At 43.2% G+C, this 18,029-nt stretch carries 12 protein-coding genes; 6 read left to right on the top strand and 6 right to left on the bottom strand.

The features are described 5' to 3' along the window. Positions 1 to 163: 163 nt before the first annotated feature. From QAI40_RS12775 to gdhA, 6 genes are all read right to left on the bottom strand, one after another. Positions 164 to 1,486 carry a TRAP transporter large permease gene (locus tag QAI40_RS12775; protein WP_299980641.1) on the bottom strand — a complete coding sequence of 441 codons (1,323 nt, stop codon included), beginning with the start codon at positions 1,484 to 1,486 and terminating at the stop codon, positions 164 to 166. After that, positions 1,483 to 1,992, bottom strand: coding sequence for a TRAP transporter small permease subunit (locus tag QAI40_RS12780; protein ID WP_299980643.1), 510 nt, complete (start codon positions 1,990 to 1,992; stop codon positions 1,483 to 1,485). Before QAI40_RS12780 ends, QAI40_RS12775 begins: the two co-directional genes overlap by 4 nt. A gap of 78 nt (positions 1,993 to 2,070) precedes the next feature. Beyond that, positions 2,071 to 3,129: a TRAP transporter substrate-binding protein gene (locus tag QAI40_RS12785; protein WP_299980645.1), complete on the bottom strand. Its 1,059-nt coding sequence runs from the start codon at positions 3,127 to 3,129 to the stop codon at positions 2,071 to 2,073. A 62-nt stretch (positions 3,130 to 3,191) separates the two neighbouring features. After that, the gene (locus tag QAI40_RS12790) at positions 3,192 to 4,958 is read right to left on the bottom strand and encodes an aldehyde ferredoxin oxidoreductase family protein (RefSeq protein WP_299980646.1); all 1,767 of its coding nucleotides are present in this window, start codon (positions 4,956 to 4,958) and stop codon (positions 3,192 to 3,194) included. Between the two features lie 12 nt (positions 4,959 to 4,970). Next, positions 4,971 to 6,278, bottom strand: a complete 1,308-nt coding sequence (gene gabT / locus QAI40_RS12795; RefSeq protein WP_299980648.1) for a 4-aminobutyrate--2-oxoglutarate transaminase — start codon at positions 6,276 to 6,278, stop codon at positions 4,971 to 4,973. A gap of 85 nt (positions 6,279 to 6,363) precedes the next feature. Further along, positions 6,364 to 7,704 (bottom strand): NADP-specific glutamate dehydrogenase, encoded by a 1,341-nt coding sequence (gdhA, locus tag QAI40_RS12800; protein ID WP_304511660.1) that lies wholly within the window; start codon positions 7,702 to 7,704, stop codon positions 6,364 to 6,366. Between the two features lie 192 nt (positions 7,705 to 7,896). On the opposite strand from gdhA, the gene QAI40_RS12805 reads away from it, so the two are divergent. The 6 genes from QAI40_RS12805 (at position 7,897) to QAI40_RS12830 (ending at position 17,637) form a co-directional block, all read left to right on the top strand. Next, the gene (locus tag QAI40_RS12805; protein WP_299980652.1) at positions 7,897 to 9,669 is read left to right on the top strand and encodes a sigma-54 interaction domain-containing protein; all 1,773 of its coding nucleotides are present in this window, start codon (positions 7,897 to 7,899) and stop codon (positions 9,667 to 9,669) included. A 92-nt stretch (positions 9,670 to 9,761) separates the two neighbouring features. Beyond that, the gene (locus QAI40_RS12810) at positions 9,762 to 11,288 is read left to right on the top strand and encodes a cache domain-containing protein (protein WP_299980654.1); all 1,527 of its coding nucleotides are present in this window, start codon (positions 9,762 to 9,764) and stop codon (positions 11,286 to 11,288) included. A 32-nt stretch (positions 11,289 to 11,320) separates the two neighbouring features. Next, on the top strand, positions 11,321 to 12,721 hold the full coding sequence (locus QAI40_RS12815; RefSeq protein WP_442875388.1) for a sigma-54-dependent transcriptional regulator: 1,401 nt from the start codon (positions 11,321 to 11,323) through the stop codon (positions 12,719 to 12,721). Positions 12,722 to 12,968: 247 nt separating this feature from the next. Further along, complete coding sequence (locus tag QAI40_RS12820) at positions 12,969 to 14,246, top strand: L-lactate MFS transporter (protein WP_299980658.1); 1,278 nt, start codon at positions 12,969 to 12,971, stop codon at positions 14,244 to 14,246. Positions 14,247 to 14,322: 76 nt separating this feature from the next. Beyond that, positions 14,323 to 16,278: an acetate--CoA ligase gene (gene acs / locus QAI40_RS12825; protein WP_304511661.1), complete on the top strand. Its 1,956-nt coding sequence runs from the start codon at positions 14,323 to 14,325 to the stop codon at positions 16,276 to 16,278. A 90-nt stretch (positions 16,279 to 16,368) separates the two neighbouring features. Beyond that, positions 16,369 to 17,637 carry an L-lactate MFS transporter gene (locus QAI40_RS12830; RefSeq protein WP_304511662.1) on the top strand — a complete coding sequence of 423 codons (1,269 nt, stop codon included), beginning with the start codon at positions 16,369 to 16,371 and terminating at the stop codon, positions 17,635 to 17,637. The last annotated feature ends 392 nt before the right edge of the window (positions 17,638 to 18,029 follow it).

Raw genomic sequence — 18,029 nt, forward strand, 5'->3', positions numbered from 1 at the left:
CTAATATGAGATTTTAAAAGGCTAAAAACAAAATCAGGTGAAATAGCAAATGATATGAGTGAAAAAAAATTGAAAAATTGGTTGAAATTTAATAGGGATATTATATTTCTGCTAGATTTTGAATGGTTTCAACACCCTTTAATAATAGATAAACAAAAATAAATTACAACCCAAAAAGGGATGGAAGCCACAAGACTATTTCTGGAAAGACCATGATCATAATCAGACACAGGGCCTGAAGCCCGATAAACGGCCAGACAGATTTATAGATGTCTCCCATTGAAATACCTGGCGGTACCACACCCTTCATATAGAACAGGACAAATCCAAAAGGCGGTGTCAGATATGCCATTTGCATGTTGACGATAAAAAGAATGCCAAACCACAGGGGATCAAATCCAAGAAGAGTTACCAGGGGGACATAAATGGGGACGGTGATCATAATGATGGGAAGATCATCCATCACCATTCCCAGCAAAAAGAAAGAAAGCTGCATAGCAATAAGGACAGTCCATCGGTTAATTCCGATAGAATCAATAAGATCCTTTAAAAGAAGCGGAAGCCCCAGGGTGTTGACCACGGCAGAAAAAGCAAGGCATCCGATAATAATCCAGAGGACCATACTGGTGAGAAAAGCAGCTTTTTCAGCAGCAGTGGATACCACTACCATAGCTTTTTTTAAAGATTTCATCCGAAAAATGACAATCCCCATTGCAACAACCGCCCCGACAGCAGCCGCTTCAGTAGGAGTTGCAGCACCTGAAAAAATAGTTCCCATAATGGAAAATATTAAAATAAACGGCATGGCCAGGTTCTTAAGCGAAACCCATTTTTCCATCCAGGTGGCTCGCTCTTCCAAGGGAACAGGCGGGGCAAGCTCAGGATTAATCAGGCTTCTGATCAAAATATAGCTAATAAAAAGGAAGGCCAGAAATAAACCAGGAATAATACCGGCTAAAAACATTTTCCCAATGGAAAGATTAGACAGTGATGCATACACAATCATGGTCACACTGGGCGGAATTAAGAATCCAAGGGCACCACCCCCTGAAATACAGCCAATGGCAAGCGAGGGTTTATAATCTCGCTTCAGCATGGCGGGAAGAGCAATAAGGCCCATGGTAACAGTTGCCGCCCCTACTATACCCACCATGGCGGCAAAAATTACACAAATAAGGACTGTACCAATGGCAAGTCCGCCCGGTACAGGCCCTAACCACTTATAAATCATTTCAAAAATTTCATCGGCAATACCCGATTTTTCCAATATGCAACCAATAAAAATAAACAAGGGAATAGCTAAAAGGATGATACTGGTCATCGTTTCAAAGATGGAGGGTGGCAGCATCTGCAAAAATCTGGGGCCATTTATTAAATACAGAGAAACAATACCCACACTACCCAGGGTGAAAGCAACCGGTGTCCGTAATACAAAAAGAATAATAACGGCAAAAAACATGAGAAGAACGATTAATGCTGGATTCATTGCACCCTCCTTTTTTTAAATTGTAAAATGCTTTTACCCAGATCTACCAGTATCTGAAGAAGAAAGAACAGAGCACCGGCCGGAAGCATCATTTTTACAGGCCATAACAGAGGTCCAAACAGGGTATGGGAATGCTGATTTGTTGAAAAGGCATGCCAGACAAATTTATACCCCTGCCAGAACAAAACACTAAACATCAACAAGGCAACAATAGAAACTGCTATATCCGCCAGGATTTTTCCTTTTTCAGGGAAAAACTGATAAACAATATCTACGGCAACATGACCTTTTTCAAGAAGGACCCATCCGCCAGTGAGAGCGATATAGGCCGCAAAAATATAACCGCATGTTTCATGGACCCAGATGGTTGGGCTTTTAAAAAAATACCGTGCAACAACTTCATAAACCATCAAAAACATGAATGCAAAAATCAGATAGCAGGATGCCTTACCGACATTTTTATTAATTTTCTCTACAAAATTGATTATTTTTTCAATGGGTTCCATTTTCAATCCTAATATTAATCCCTTTGGAATATCATTAGAAATGACCTCCCAAAGGGATTTTATGGTCTATATATTTATTTAAAGGGTATGCCCTAGTGATTTTAAATGTTTTTTTACAAGATCAATGTATTGAGCAGACAATTCGTCCTTGGTAAATTCTTCGTCCCACATTTGAACAGCTGTTTTTATCCATTTGTCCATGACATTATCCGGAAGTTTTATAAATTGGGCGCCCTTGGATTCCATTTTGGTTATAACTTCTTTATTTTCCTCCTCAAAAAGCCTGGCTACTTCTAAGGAACACTCCCGAAGCCCTTTTTCAAAAATAATTTTAAGATCGTCCGGGAGCTCATTCCACCTGTCCTGATTCACAATCACTTCACAGTTCTGGGCCCCAGATATATAGGGAACAGTTTGATATTTTGCAACCTCATAGGTTTTTGCAAGGAAACTTTCAACGTGATTTCCGCTGATTTCTGCATCAATCGTTCCTCTGGAAAGTGCCACATAAATTTCAGAAAATGGAATAAAAACTGTAGGAATCTCCATTTTTTGCAAGATTTTTGCGATTGACCCGGATGCCCTTATTTTCATTTGTTTCAAATCATTCCAGGTGTTAATGGGTTGTTTTGAAACAATAGTGTAGCCATCCATGACCATTGGTGCGCCAAAAAATATATTCTGTGTGGCATATGTCTTCCGGAAAAAATCCAGGACATCCTCCTGGTAAATAAAATCAATAATTTCATTAACGCCTCTTGGATCACCCGGAAGGGCGAAAGAGGTAGCTGCAACAGGCAGAATGCCGCCATGATAACAACTACAGGTGGACCCCATATCAATAGATCCCAAACTCACAGATTCAAAAATATTAGGCCCTTTCACCAGTGCACCTGAAGGAAGAACCTGGATAGCAATCTGTCCATTGCTCTGTTTTTTCAAATCCTTTGTCATTTTATTAATCGCAATGGAAATAGGATGATTCAAGGAAAACATGTTCTGCATCATAAATTTATAAGTTTTTCCCGCATGGGCCTTCTCCACAAAACCTTTCTCAAATCCGGTTATCATCACCATTGAAAAAATGAATGCCAATACCAAACCCAACGAAATCATTTTTCTATTTGTCAACATCATGTCTGTTCTCCCTTATAAAATTATTTTAAAATTTTTAAGATTTATACACCATTATATACATCTTAAATAATACGTTCCTCATCTTCAAGAATACCCTTGGCATCCCATCCTCTTTTCTTATAATACGCTGACACAAGCTTTTGAAGCTCGTCTCTGGTAATCCCCTTATCGCCTTCAAGCTTATCATTAAACAATCTTGGCGGCAGGGTATCATCTTCTGACGTCAATCCCTCTCTAAGATTAAACCGCCGGGTATTATCCTTTATACTGGCCGCAATGGATGTCAATCTGGTTTGATCATAGGAGAGACCCGTGGTAAGAAATAAGAGCTTTGACAATTCTTCCCACGGGTATAAATCCCTGAAAAACCGGCAGAGAATAAAAGAATCAAACAGAGTGCAGCGATCTTCAAAATCAGTGAACACATCGATTGTATTGTCAACTGTATCCGGATCAATCATTCCTGACAGTTCTGCCTTGTAAAAGGTTGTTCTCAAATGGCATGCGCCTCTTTCACTGACGGCATAGGCAAGTCCCATGCCCTTTAAAATCCTCGGGTCATAACCGGCAGGCTCCATGCCTTTAACATGAACTATGTCATTTTGCATATCCAGTTCTTCAGCAGCCGGTTTTATGCCTTCTGCCAGGATGCCGCCCACTCCCTGCCTTTTAACAATTTTTTGAATCAGGTTGCTGATATCATCGGCTGATCCATAGGCCAGTTTTTCATTAATTTTCCCCTTTTTGTACGCTTCAATGGCAAAGGCTGCAAGATTTCCAGAAGAAATGGTGTCCACCCCCAGACTGTCGCAAAGCCAGTTCAAATAGACAATTTCCTCGATTTCATCTATCATGCACAACCCACCAAAAGCATAGAGGGTCTCATATTCCGGTCCTTCCAGCTTGAGTCCCTTATGTCTGCCCTGCTGTACTTCTACATGTTTACCACATCCAAGGAAACAATCCCTGCAGGCATGGGGCTTGGGATCAAGTCGTTCAGCTATGGCTGCGGCATTGATATTGTCCTTTTTCTCAAACCGTCCCCGTTTCCAGTACTCGGTGGGGAATGCACCGGCATTATTCAATACATCCACCATCATGGGAGTTCCCATGGTTCTATAGGCTTGAACGACCTTGTCATCTTTCAGGCGTGCCAGCATTTGTTTTTTATATTTTTTGATCCCGTCAGGGTCATGAAAGACAGGTTTTTTGTCTCCGTAACAGACAATCCCTTTGATTTTTTTTGATCCAAGGACTGCGCCCATACCGGTTCTGCCTGCCACACGATATTGATCATTTTTAATGACCGCAAATCGAACCAGGTTCTCCCCGGCTGGCCCGATCACCATAATTCCAGAATGTTTCTCTTTGACTTTCTTTTTCAGATAATCTTCTGTCTCAAAAGTATCCTTACCCCAGATTTCCTGAGCATCATGAAAAAGAACTATGTCCGAATTAATTTCAAGCCAGGTTGGTTTTTCTGAGGCACCCTTGATAACAACTGCATCAAACCCTGTATGCGTTAAAGGCCCTGCAAAACTGCCCCCTGAATAGGATTCTCCATAAAACCCGGTTAAAGGTGATTTGGCAAATATTCCATACCGGGATGATCCATACAGAGAACTTCCTGAAAGAGGACCTGATGCAATGATCAAATGATTATCAGGCCCCAAAGGATCGACACCGGCAGGGTTGCAGTCCAGAAGCAATTGGGTGCCAAGTCCCTTCCCGCCTATACTTGCTTCCATTATATCCGGGTCAATATCCTCAACATGGAATATTTTCCTTGTCATATCAATCTTTAATAATTTTAAAAAATAACCTTTCATAGAACTTACCCTTTATTGTCTTTCCAATTCATGGAAACTTTCTTCAAGGATAGAAAGCCCTGTATCCAATTCCGCTTTTGTTATCACAAGAGGCATAAGCGTCCTGATAACATTACCATAATTTCCACAGGAAAGTATAATTAACCCTTTATCATAACAAAGCTGAACAAGCTTTTTAGCCTCTTCAGTGGCGGGTTCTTTCGTATGCCTGTCTTTAACCAGTTCCATGCCCAGCATGGGGCCTTTTCCTCTGACGTCACCAATGATTTCATGATCTTTCTGAAGAGATGTAAACCTTTCAAACAAAGTTTCTCCCAAAGCTTGAGCAGTTTCAATCAGTTTATCTTCAAGTAAAATATCCAAAACCGCCAGAGCAGCTTTGCAGGAAACAGGATTGCCGCCATACGTACCACCAAGCCCGCCAGCATGTGGCGCTTCCATAAGGCTTGCCTTTCCAGTTACCGCACTTAACGGCATACCACCAGCAAAACTTTTTGCCATGGTAATCATATCAGGTTCAATTCCCCAATGTTCTATGGCAAATAACTTACCCGTTCTACCGGCACCTGTCTGAATTTCATCAATAATCAACGGAATTTCATATTTGGCACATATTTTCTGAAGTTTTGGAAAATATTCAGGCGGGGGTGTCACGAATCCACCTTCGCCCTGAATCGGTTCTGCAATAACGGCTGCTGTATTTTCAGGTGCAACATTACCAATGAAAAAATCCTCAAGATGATCTGCACAGGCGACATCACAGGAAGGATATTTAAGATTAAACGGACATCTATAACAATAGGCATAGGGCATTCTATAAATTTCCGGCACAAAAGGCCCGAAATTTAATTTATACGGTTTTATTTTACTGGTAAGACTCATGGTCAGCTGAGTTCGACCATGGAAAGCATTTTCAAAACAGATAATACCACTTCTTTTGGTAGCATACCGGGAAATTTTTACTGCATTTTCAACCGCTTCCGCACCTGAGTTGGCAAACAGGGTCATTTTTTGGAAATCCCCTGGTGTCAAGTTATTTAGCTTTTCTGCAAGCTCCACGTAGGATTCATACATGGCAACATGAAAACAGGTGTGAATAAATGCATCTGCCTGATCCTTTATCGCCTGAACAACTTTTGGATGACAGTGCCCCACATTGTTCACACCAATTCCACCGGCAAAATCGATAAACTTTTTTCCATCCACATCAACCATAGTCGCCCCTTTTGCCTCTTTAATAAAAGCCGGGGTGATATTAAAAGGGCCAGGAGGGATATTTTTTAATCTTCGTTCCAAAAGTTCTTTGTTCGATTGTAACATTCTTAATCTCCTAAATAAATTGAGTGATTCAATCTTATCCGAAACACCATTGATATAAACTGCAAAATAATTTTAACCCTCAAAATCAGCTTAACCCCTGATCCAGCATTGCGTCTGCCACACGGCGAAATCCGGCAACATTCGCGCCAAATACATAATTGCCTTTCTTATTGAACTCAGCAGATGTTTCATAACACTGATCATGAATATGTTTCATCACCTGGTGGAGTTTCACATCAACTTCCTCTTCGGTCCAGTTCATAAATATGGCATTCTGTGCCATTTCAAAACAGGAACAGGCCACTCCGCCTGCATTACATGCCTTTGCAGGGCCATAAATGATGTCAGCGGTTTCTAAAAATTCCATGGCATCCAGGGTTGTGGGAAGGTTTGCCCCTTCCACAAGCGCTTTGACCTTATTTTTTACCAGATTTTTTGCGTCATCAAGATCCAGTTCATTTTGTGTGGCACAGGGGAATGCGATATCGCACGGAATATCCCAGGGCCGTTTGCCCGGATAAAACTTTACCTTAAACCGATCTGCATAATCTTTTACCACATCATTTCCGCTTAACCGCAGTTTCAGCATATAATCAACTTTTTCGCCGGTAACACCCTCAGGATCATGGATGAATCCATCCGGCCCGGAAAGCGTAATAACCTTTCCGCCAAGTTCATTGACCTTTTTGACAACTCCCCAGGAGACATTCCCAAAACCGGAAACCGTCACCACCTTGCCGTCTATATTGTCATTAATATTTTTCAGCATTTCCTCGGCAAAATAGACCACACCATATCCTGTGGCTTCGGGTCTTAAATAGCTGCCGCCCCATGCAATGCCTTTGCCTGTCAGCACCCCTTCAAAAGATTTGTTCATTCTGCGGTACATGCCGAAAAGATAACCGATTTCGCGTCCTCCCACCCCGATATCTCCTGCCGGGACGTCAATGGTTGCACCGATATGCCGTGACAATTCCAGCATAAAACTTTGACAGAAATTCATTATTTCATTATCTGACTTGCCCCGTGGGTTGAAATCAGATCCACCTTTCCCGCCGCCGATACGCAGGCCTGTCAAAGCATTTTTAAAAATCTGTTCAAATCCGAGGCACTTGATAATGCTCAAGGTGACGGAAGCATGAAATCGAAGTCCGCCTTTATAGGGACCCAGCACATTATTAAATTGAACGCGATGTCCTGTATTGACCTGTACCCGCCCCTGATCGTCTTTCCATGGCACTCTGAAACTGATGGACCGATCCGGTTCAACCAATTGTTCAAGTATCCGGTTGTTTTGATACTCCAGATTAGAATCCAGAACCGGGGTAATGGATTTAAACACTTCTGATACGGATTGAATGTATTCTTTTTCCCAAGGATACTTTGCCTTAAGCATGTCCAAAACATCCGTCGTATACATACTCATGAAATTCTCCTCTCAATATTATTTTTTTTGGCAATTAACACATCCAGACATTCTCAAAAAAGCAATTAATGTGCCATTGCCATTTTATGGTGTTTTTAGGCTTGATTAATGGAAAATACTAATATAAACTATGCCAAACTGCATAAATTATGCATCAATACATAAGTTTTCCTTTTCGGCCGGAGATGTAAAATGATTATTACCGAGAAATCTGTATCCCTTAACAAAAAATCAAAACAATTGAGCTGGAAACAATTCAACAAAGCATTTTTAGATGCCTCTCCAAATGGTATCGCAGTCACTGACTGCTCTTTTAAAACAATCATCTCAAATAAAATAGCCCAGGAACACTTAGATATTTTTACCGGCACATTGATCCAAACCACTCTGCCGGAACTAACCGAACATTCAACCACTATATTAAAAGATAACACTACCATAAGAAATATCCAAATCACCAGACATGATAGAAATTTCATGACACAGATCAGCCCTATTATCTGGAAAAAAAATGTCTTGAGGATTTTCTATATTTTTCAAAATGTAACCATGCTGGAAAAAATCAGTAAAAAAATGAGGTCCTATCAGGAAATGTCCATCGAACTGGATACCATCATCAACTCAAGCCATGATGGATTCTGGATCTGCGACGGCGAGGGAACGATTATAAAAATCAACCCGGCCTCGGAACAATTGACTGGCATCAAGGCTGAAAAATTTATTGGAAAATCCATGCAAAAACTGGTTGATGAAGGGTTTATCGACCAGTCTGTTACTCTGAAAGTATTAAAATCCCAAAAAAAAGAAACCATTATACAGCATACCAGACAGGGGAAAAACCTGTTGCTCACAGCCACGCCCGTATTTAACAAAGAGGAACAGCTATTCAGGGTAGTGGTCAATGAAAGGGATATTACGGAAATTGAAGCGCTTAAAAAGGAGATTGAAGAAAAACAGGAGCTAAAAACCGAGCTTGAAGAAGACCTTTTGGAAATGCAGATGGAAGCGTTAAAATCAAAAAAAATTATTGCTAAAAGCCATAATTTCAAAACAATTCTTGAAAAAACCGTCAAAATTGCCCGCGTTAATTCCTCTGTTCTCATTCTCGGTGAATCCGGTACAGGAAAGGGCATAATTGCGGAGACAATTCACTATCACTCAAACCGGCGGGAAAAGCCGATGATTCGGCTTAACTGCGGTGCCATCCCCGAGTCTTTGGTGGAAAGTGAACTTTTCGGCTATAAAAAAGGCGCTTTCACCGGTGCGGATAGAAACAAGGCCGGCCGGTTTGAAATGGCTGATAAGGGCATACTCTTTCTGGATGAGATTGCAGAACTTCCCTTGTCGTCCCAGGTAAAGCTGTTAAGATTTCTTGAGGATGGTCATCTCAGCCGGATTGGTGAAACTGACAGCAAAAAAGTGAATGTCCGCATTATCGCTGCCACCAACCAGAACCTTGAAAAAATGGTGGCTGATAAAACATTCAGGCAAGATCTTTATTACCGGCTGAAGGTTATTCCCATCCATCTGCCCCCCCTTCGTGACCGGAAAGAATGTATCCTTCCCCTGATATCCCATTATATAAAATATTTTTGTCAAAAATATAAAACCAAAAACACCATATCATTGACCAGCAATGCTACAGATGCCCTGGAAAAATATGCTTATCCCGGCAATGTCCGGGAGTTGATCAATATATGTGAACGACTTGTGGTGATGAACGATAACAATGGAATCCATTACAAGGATCTTCCCCATAGCGTTATGGATTCGGCAAAACATGACAATCTGTTCATGGATTTACATGACAAGGGGCTCTCCCTCCGTGAAATGATGGAAATATTTGAAAAACAGATTCTAAAAGGTATTATGGATGAACACCTGACCCAGTCAAAAGCTGCAAAAGCCCTTGGCCTGAACCAGTCAACCATTGCCCGGAAATTACAAAAATATGGGCTGATATGAAATAAATATTTTACAATCCAGGTGGTCTGATTTAATCATTCATATTTAATAATTCCTTGACAGCTTGGGATACTTTGATTATTGAAATTTACATGAATGCCCCCAAAAAAACAAAATCATTGGATGCTGATAAAAAACACTCTCCCCTGTTCCTGAAAAAACTTCCAGTAAGAATCGTCATCCCTGTTGCATTAACAATCATCCTCTTTATTTTGACAATTTTTCTTTTGATCATTCCCTTGCTGGAAAAAAATATGATGGACGGGAAAAGAGAAGGTATCATGCATTTAACGGAAAGTGCGTGGAGCACATTGGATCTTTTTCATGAAAAAGCCCGGGAGGGAGAGATCTCCCACAAAAAAGCAAAAGAACAGGCCATAGAACAGTTGCAGCAATTAAGATACGGTCCTGAACTTGAAGATTACTTCTGGATAAATGATATGACCCCTAATATGATCATGCATCCATACCGGTTGGATCTGGTGGGTCAGGATGTATCAAATTTTAAAGATCCGGCAGGAAAACGATTGTTTTTTGAAATGGTTAAAATCGTCAAAAAACAGGGGGCGGGTTATGTGGATTATTTATGGCAATGGAAAGGCGACTCAAAAAAAATTGTTCCTAAAATATCCTATGTAAAAGAATTCCAATCCTGGGGCTGGATTATTGGGACCGGTATCTATGTTAAAGATGTTAGAGAAGAAATCAGTGCTATTACACGAAAGTTAATCTATACCTGCTCAGGGATTATGATGCTGTTCTTAATGCTGTCCGGTTATATTATATGGCAGGGAACAACGGCTGAAAAAGAACGAACAAAAGCCATGGAACACTCCAGTTTAAGAGAAAACCAACTCCTTCAGGCAGACAAAATGGCATCCCTGGGGACATTGGTGGCCGGTGTTGCCCATGAGATAAATAATCCTGCAACATCCCTGATGCTCAATGCTCCGAACCTTAAAAAAGCCTGGCAGTCTTTTACTCCGGTCCTGGATGAATACTACATGAAAAATAAGGATGCCGTCGTCTGTTCAATGCCATACGCTGAACTGAGCAAAAGAATAGACCTTATGCTCAAAGCCATGGAAGACGGTGCTGCAAGAATAAAAAAAATTATCTCTGAGTTAAAAGATTTTTCACGTCCCACAGAAGCGGATATGGAAAATAAGATTGATGTCAACCTTGTAGTAGAAAAATCACTGAGTCTGACCCACTCCATATTGAAAAAAGCCACTCACCACCTGTCAGTTGACTATGAAGATAACTTGCCGAAAATTTCAGGCAATTCACAGAAACTGCAGCAGGTGATTATCAATCTGCTTGTTAATGCAAGTCAAGCCCTTGAAAATCCGAAACAGTCCATCCATGTGCAAACTTCAAAAATCCCGAACGCTTCTTTTATTGTTATTGAAGTATCGGACAGCGGGCCGGGTGTTCCTCCGAAGAATTTGGAAAAATTGAAAGATCCTTTTTTTACAACCAGACGGGACGACGGAGGAACAGGTCTCGGGCTTTCCATTTCGGAAAAAATTGTAAATGACCACAAGGGGATATTGGAGTTTGCTTCAGAATTTGGAAAGGGTTTGACCGTAAAAATACTACTGCCCTTCAGCGGTTAGGAAACCATAGTTAAAAAGGACGGGATATAATGATGACGAACAAACAACAGACCATGGATCGCCCCATCCTTATTGTGGATGATGAACCGGAAATTCTTCTGGCAGTGGATACCACACTGAGAATGGCAGGTATGGACAATATTATCACCATCAGTGACGCCAGGGACGTGATCCGGCAAATGGAACGCCAGATTCCCTGTCTGATGATCCTGGACCTGAATATGCCCCATATCAACGGCGGACGTCTGCTTAAAATTGTCCGCAAGACCTATCCCAGAATACCCGTAATTATACTCACCGGTGCCATTGATGTGGATACGGCGGTAAAATGTATGAAAATTGGTGCCATGGATTATGTGGTCAAACCGGTGGAGGAAGGCCGACTCCTATCTGCTGTCAAACAGGCCCTGGCCTATGAAGACCTGGAAAATAAATTCCAGGATTCTCCTGCAAGCGATCTGTTCTCCCAGATTAAAAACCCCACGGCATTTGCGCATATTATCACCCAGGACAAGAAGATGCACTCCGTCTTTCACTATATTGAGGCTATTGCCCCATCTTCCCAGCCGGTTCTTATTTTCGGAGAAACAGGTGTAGGAAAAGAACTGATCGGGCAGTCCATCCATACCTTGAGCGAAAGAAAGGGAAAACTGGTTGTGGTCAATGTGGCTGGATTAGATGACAATGTGTTTTCCGACACGCTCTTCGGCCATGTCCAGGGGGCATTCACCGGTGCACAAAAAACAAGACAGGGATTAATCGAACAGGCTGCCGGCGGTACGCTCTTTCTGGACGAAATCGGAGACCTTGCATTGACGTCACAGGTTAAATTACTCAGACTGCTCCAGGAAAGGGAATACCTTCCTTTGGGATCTGACAAGATCAAGTATTCTGATGCCAGGATCATTACCTCCACCAACCTGAATCTATGGGCCCTTGAAAAAAAAGGGACCTTCAGAAAAGATTTGATCTACCGTCTTTCTACCCATACGCTGACGCTGCCGCCCCTGCGGGAGCGTCTTCTGGACCTGCCGCTGCTATTGGACCGGTTTATCTGCAAGGCCGCCAATGAACTGGATAAACCCGTTCCTGACATCCCAAAAACATTGATTGAGCAGATAGAAACCTATCCTTTCAAGGGCAACATCAGAGAGCTTAAGTCCATGGTGTATGATGCTATTTCGCGATACCGGAATGGGCCTATCACAGCCGATTTATTCAAAGTCCTGGACACATCCGGATCAGAGGCGGGACAAAAAGACAACAATCAAAGCTTTTCTCTTCCCACCCTGAAAGAAGCCTCCAGAGAACTTGTGGAAAAGGCTATGAAACAGACCGGAGGCAACCAGTCTGCAGCAGCCGGGATTTTGGGCATCTCCCAGCAGGCCTTGAGCAAAAGACTACAGAAATTAAAATTCGAAAAACCCGATTAACCTACAACAAAAATTGTATCCACAACAAAAGTTGTAAAAAGCCTCCTTTAAGCCTATTCTACCGAACAATCGTTCGGATCGATATATTTTTCTACAACTTTTGTTGTGCCTCTATGAAATTTCTATAAATTCATTTTTCAACCAAAATCCAACAAAAACAGATAGATAGAGCTTTTCATTCCTTCCGGCACAATGTTTGCTATTACAATGTAGTGAATCTTAATTATTTATTAAAGGAGAATCTCTGATGAATCAAATTAAAAACCTTGGTTGGCGCGTAACAATGGCAGGATTAGGTATAAACCTGGCTTTGGGTATACTTTATACCTGGAGTATATTTAAAATGACAATCAAAGACTCAATTGTGGCAGGCGATGGCCTTTTTAACTGGAGCCTGGCTTCCTTAAATGATCCCTATGCCGTATGCTGCCTGGTATTTGCATTTACCATGATTTTTGCAGGCCGTGTTCAGGACAGGCTCAGCCCGAAGATTACGGCTGTCATCGGAGGCATCCTCACAGGCCTTGGCCTGATTTTCATTTCATTTTCCACTGCATGGATCAGCTGGATCATCGGATTCGGAATCCTCATGGGAATGGGTCTTGGATTTGGTTATGCCTCGGCAACACCGCCTGCCATTAAATGGTTTCCGTCTGCGAAAACCGGCATGATTGCTGGTATCGTTGTTGCCGGATTTGGCCTGGCATCCGTATATATCGCTCCTTTGGCAATATTTTTAATTGACAAGGTCGGTCTTTCCCAGGCTATGCTTATTTTCGGTATTGCATTTCTCGTTATTGTCTCTGCCCTTGCACAATTTTTGGTAAATCCCCCGGAAGGTTATGTTCATCCGGAAGAAGCTGATAAAAAAACCAATCTTGCTGCAAGCGGCCCAATTAATTTTGCCCCCGGGGAAATGCTTCGTACGCCGACTTTTTATAAATTATGGATTATTTTTTGTATTGCATCAGGTGCAGGCCTTATGATCATCGGCGGTGTGGCAGGAATGGCCAAACAGGGAATGGGCCAAATGGCATGGGTGGTTGTGGCTTTGATGGCAGTGGGAAATGCCTCCGGACGTGTTATAGCCGGTATCCTTTCCGACCGTATCGGACGTGCGAACACTCTTTTTATCATGTTGATTTTTCAGTCAATTGTCATCTTTTCTCTCCTGTTTATTACACCGGCGCAGGTCATGCTTCTGGTTCTTGCGGCGATGCTCATCGGGTTTAACTACGGAACAAATCTTTCTTTATTCCCGTCTGCCACCAAAGATTTTTTCGGTTTAAAGAATTTTGGTGTCAATTACGGCCTGGTTTTCAGTGCCTGGGGTGTGGGTGGTTTCATCTTTCCAAGGGTGTCTCAAATGATTGTTGCTTATACCAACAGCCCAAGAATGGCATATGTTCTTGCTGCAGGACTGCTTCTCATCGGAGCTGTATTGGCCCTGATGACCAAAGCGCCTGCTACTGAGGCTTACGAACAACCTGAATTTATAACCACTCCCGTAACTGAAAAAATCTAAGACAATGTTTTTTGAAACCGCTAAAAATATTGATGTTACTTCTGCAAATGGGTTCTAACTACAAAAAGGAGAGAAGATGAGCGAGTTTAAATTTCATGCACCTGATGAGTACCGAGAAAACGCCTGGATCAAAACGATTGATGAATACAAAGAAATGTACAATCGTTCCATTGAAAAACCGGATGAATTCTGGGCGGAAATGGCGGAACAGTTTCACTGGGAAAAAAAATGGGACAATGTTCGGGATTTTAATTACAGTATCTCCAAAGGCCCTGTTAATATTGAATGGTTCAGGGGCGGCAAAACAAATATAACTTACAATTGTCTTGACAGACATTTAAAAGACAGGGGCGATCAGACCGCTCTTATTTGGGAAGGCAACAATGTTGGTGAAGACCTTGAAATATCCTACAAACAACTCCATGAAAAGGTCTGTCAATTTGCCAATGCTCTAAAATCCAAAGGCGTACAAAAGGGTGACAGGGTGGCCATTTATATGCCCATGGTACCTGAACTGGCTGTTACCATGCTGGCATGTGCCCGTATCGGTGCCATTCACAGCATTGTTTTTGGCGGCTTCTCTTCTGACGCGCTTTCCAACCGTATCCTGGACAGCCATTGCAAAATTCTTGTGACCACTGACGGGGTGATGAGGGGTGCAAAGGCAGTTCCCTTAAAAGGCAATGCAGATACGGCTATGGATCTGTGCGAAAAAAATGGACATTCGGTTGAATGCTGTTTTGTGGTAAAACGAACCGGTTCTGATATTGAAATGAAAGAGGGACGGGACGTATGGTGGCATGAAGAAGCCCAGAAACAAAGCAGTGATTGTCCAGTGGAATGGATGGATGCAGAAGATCCTCTTTTTATCCTTTATACCTCCGGGTCAACCGGAACACCCAAGGGCGTACAACACAATGTGGGCGGTTACATGGTCTATACCGGAATTACCTTTCGATATATTTTTGATTACCATGACAATGACATATTCTGGTGTACTGCCGATATCGGCTGGGTAACCGGACACAGCTACATCGTCTATGGCCCACTCGCAAACGGAAGCACATCATTGATGTTTGAAGGCGTTCCAACCTACCCGGATGCCGGACGCTTCTGGCACATCTGTGACAAATTCGGCGTTACCGTCTTCTATACCGCACCCACGGCCATTCGCGCCCTGATGCGGCTCGGCGAAGAATGGCCCGCTAAGTACAAACTCGATTCGCTCAGGATTCTCGGCTCAGTCGGCGAGCCGATAAATCCAGAGGCCTGGATGTGGTATTATGAGAAAATCGGCCGCAAACGCTGTCCCATCGTAGATACGTGGTGGCAGACGGAAACAGGCGGATTTATGATTACACCTTTGCCGGGCACCCACACATTAAAACCAGGCAGCGCTTCCCGGCCATTCTTCGGCGTTGACTCCGTCGTCCTGCGAGATGACGCAAGCCAATGTGACGTAAACGAAGGCGGCAAGCTCTGCATACGCAAACCCTGGCCCGGAATGATGCGCACAATGTGGGGTGACCACGACAGGTTCATTGATACATACTTCACAATGTACGACAATATCTATTTCGCCGGCGATGGCTGCCGTATCGACCAGGATGGCGATTACTGGCTAATGGGCAGAATCGACGACGTCGTCAACGTCTCAGGCCACCGAATCGGAACCGCTGAAGTTGAAAGCGCCCTGGTCAGCCACGAAAAGGTTGCCGAAGCCGCCGTTACGCCCGTGCCGCACAACATCAAAGGACAAGGTCTCTATGCCTTTGTTACACTCATAGCTGGCGTCGAAGAAACCGACGAGCTAAAGAAGGAACTTGTTAAGCACGTACGAAAGCAAATCGGCCCTATCGCAACACCTGAAGCCATTCAATTTGCACCCGCACTTCCGAAGACCCGCTCCGGCAAGATTATGCGGCGAATCCTCCGCAAAATTGCTGAGAAGAATACAGACAACCTCGGCGATATTAGCACTCTCGCGGACCCGAGCATAGTCGAAGCATTGATTAAAGGCCGAAGCGAATAATAAAAACGTCCGCCCTAACAGACCGTAAACAAGCCGGACGTGTATTGTAAGCACACGTTCGGCCTGTTTTCAATAAAGGAAACCATATTTATGAGCGAAGAAATAACAACAGACCAACCAAAAATCAAAAACCATGGATGGCAAGTTACCTTTGCGGGAATGGGAATCAACCTGGCACTCGGAATACTCTATACATGGAGCGTCATAAGCAAGCGTATCCCTGAGGAATGGGGCTGGAATGAGGACGACAAGTCCCTGCCATATATGATTGCATGTCTGGTATTTTCACTTATTATGGTACCGGCCGGAAGAATGCAGGACAAAATCAGTCCAAGACTCGTAGCCACAATAGGCGGCATATTAGTCGGACTCGGATTCATAATTGCCGCTATGACAACTTCGCTTATGGTCTTCGTCATTGGCTTTGGCGTATTTGTCGGTGCAGGCCTTGGTTTTGGCTATGCTTCTGCGACACCTCCCGCGGTAAAGTGGTTCCCAGCGGCAAAGACGGGCCTTATCGCTGGAATAGTGGTTTCAGGTTTCGGACTGGCTTCAGTTTATGCCGCACCTCTGACAACCTGGCTGATAGTTAATCTTAGTTTCAGCACTGCGTTGCTGCTGTTAGGTATTGCATTTTTGGTCGTCGTGGTCGTACTTGCTCAGATATTAAAACCACCACCTGCCGGCTACATCCCGGCTGGTTCCCTACCGGCAAACACAGATGCCAAATCTAACAATAAAAAAGAAGACTTTCTTCCAAAAGAAATGCTTACTACCTGGCAATTCTACATAATTTGGTTTATGTATGTATGCGGTGCCGGCGCAGGTCTTATGGTCATCTCAAAGCTTGCCGCAATTGCAGACAAGCAGATTGGAATAACTATGGGATTTGTGCTGGTAGCGGTGCTTGCCCTCGGCAATGGTGGCGGACGAATAGTGTCCGGTATGCTCAGCGACAAAATCGGTCGCAAGCCAATGATGTTTGTTTGTTTTCTGTTTCAGGCCTTTCTGATATTTTTGCTCTCAAAAGCCACCGCTGAAAACGCCCTTGGGACGATTCCCGCAATGGCGCTCATCTCAGCCTTAATCGGCGCAAATTACGGAGCCAACCTCTCCCTTTTCCCGTCTATCACCAAGGATTTTTATGGTCTGAAGAACTTTGGAATGAATTACGGACTGGTATTTACCGCCTGGGGCGTCGGCGGTTTTATGCTGGCAAAACTCGCCGGAACAATGTATGCCAGGCATCAAACTTTTGCAATCGCTTATTACGGCGCTTCGGCACTGCTGATACTCGCTGCGATAATGACACTACTCGTCAAAGCACCACACCGCAAACTCGAAACCAACGAAACGTAACACCAGTCATAAATTGAAATGTTGATTAGCCGACCACGGTCATTCCTGTACCTGCTTTCGCAGGTGTAAACTCGCCCGGCGCGAGGCGGGGAGCAGGAATCCACAACTAAGGACTGGTAAAGAAATTAGGTTTCGTTTTTGGTTGAGCGAGGACAAGGCTGGCAAGGAAGCAAAACGCAGGCCTACTGGTTGGTAGTCCGACTTGCCTGCTGGCGAGCAGGGTTTTGCTGACACCGTCAGCCGAAGCCGCAGCCAGCCAAAAATGGAAGATAATTTATTTACAAGTCCTAAAGTTTGTGAATTGGAAAGATATTCGCCTTAACTGCTTCTATTGTCGCCTCTACTACAGGTACTACCATTTCGCGTTGTGTCTGGCTCACAACAATTGCTCT

It is taken from the genome of Desulfobacula sp., assembly GCF_030611305.1.
Lineage (GTDB): Bacteria > Desulfobacterota > Desulfobacteria > Desulfobacterales > Desulfobacteraceae > Desulfobacula.